At 66.1% G+C, this 1012-nt stretch carries 1 pseudogene; it reads right to left on the bottom strand.

Annotated elements, in window-relative coordinates:
- Positions 1-43: 43 nt before the first annotated feature.
- Positions 44-1012: pseudogene (locus ACGFSB_RS37405) on the bottom strand (alpha-1,4-glucan--maltose-1-phosphate maltosyltransferase); the annotation flags it as partial.

The following is a 1012-nucleotide window of genomic DNA, read 5'->3' as shown; positions in this document are numbered from 1 at the left end:
GCGGGTGTGTCCTCGAAGGTGTCCTGGACGGGCTCGTTGATGATCATGGTGTGGGTGACCCTCCGATCGACGGTGAGGACGGTCGCAGGACCCGGCTGTGCTGATCCGGGGGAAAATCTCCGGGCTCCCGGCCCACGAGCAGCAGGTGAGCACCGCCCGGACGGAGCCGCACGTAGTTGGCCCTGCCCCAGTGATAGGTCTCGCCGGTGAGCTCGTCGCGCACCGGCACGGTCTCGTGCCAGTGGAGGCCGAGTTGCGGCATGTCCAACGAGACCGTCGCCTCCTGGGTGTGGTGGGCGTCGAGGTTCACGACGACCAGAACCGTGTTCGATCCCTCCGCGTCCCTGACCGTTTTCGAGTACGCGATCACCGTTCCCTGATCCGTGGGGTGGAAGTGCAGGTCACGCAGTTGCCGCAGCGCCGGGTTGGCCCGCCTCACGCGGTTCAGCGTGGTGATGAGGGGCGCGAGGGAGGAGTCCGCGAGCTCCGCCGACTCCCAGTCACGCGGCCTCAGTTGATACTTCTCGGAGTCCAGATACTCCTCGCTGTCGGCCCGTGCCGGGGCGTTCTCGCACAGCTCATATCCGCTGTAGACGCCCCACGTCGGCGAGAGGGTCGCGGCGAGCACCGCCCGCACTTCGAAGGCAGGGCGTCCGCCGTCCTGGAGGTAGGCGTGCAGGATGTCCGGGGTGTTGACGAAGAAGTTCGGCCGCAGATAGTGGGCCGTGTCGGTGGACAACTCCCGAAGATAGTCGGTGAGTTCGTCCTTCGCATTGCGCCAGGTGAAGTACGTGTAGGACTGCTGGAATCCGATCGCCGCGAGGGTCTGCATCATCGCGGGGCGCGTGAACGCCTCGGCGAGGAAGATGACGTCGGGGTCGGTGCGGTTGATGTCGCCGAGCACCTGCTCCCAGAACGCGACGGGCTTGGTGTGTGGATTGTCGACGCGGAAGATGCGTACGCCGTGGGCCATCCAGAAGCGCAGCAGGCGTACGGTCTCGGTGATCAGGCC

Source organism: Streptomyces sp. NPDC048441 (genome assembly GCF_043200235.1).
In the GTDB taxonomy this organism is placed as follows: Bacteria; Actinomycetota; Actinomycetes; order Streptomycetales; family Streptomycetaceae; genus Streptomyces.
This window is presented reverse-complemented; position numbering and strand designations above follow the sequence as displayed.